The sequence below is a fragment of the Sedimentibacter sp. B4 genome (genome assembly GCF_000309315.1).
Taxonomy (GTDB): domain Bacteria; phylum Bacillota; class Clostridia; order Tissierellales; family Sedimentibacteraceae; genus Sedimentibacter; species Sedimentibacter saalensis.
The window spans coordinates 1-203 of the sequence record NZ_CANG01000418.1 but is presented as its reverse complement, the minus strand read 5'-3'; the positions used below and the strand labels follow the sequence as shown (position 1 = coordinate 203).

The window sequence follows — 203 nt, the reverse complement described above, 5'->3', positions numbered from 1 at the left end:
AGCGTCTGGGCCTTGTTCTTGCCCTGGAGAGCGCCGTAATGGCGCTCGTTGAGCCGCCAGGACCGCTTCACCGGGATCCAGTGGCGATCGCAGCCGTCCAGCGCGAGGTACGCGGTGTGGATGGCGCGACGCAACACGGAGGTGTGTACGACATCGGGCAACAGACCCTCGGCCTTGAGCAGCTCCGCGCCGCGCTTGGCCTC

Annotated in this window: 1 protein-coding gene; it reads right to left on the bottom strand. The window is 67.5% G+C overall.

From position 1 onward, the window contains the following. A partial coding sequence (locus BN358_RS23570) for a 2,3-bisphosphoglycerate-dependent phosphoglycerate mutase (RefSeq protein WP_157593430.1) occupies positions 1-203 on the bottom strand: 203 nt, incomplete at both ends.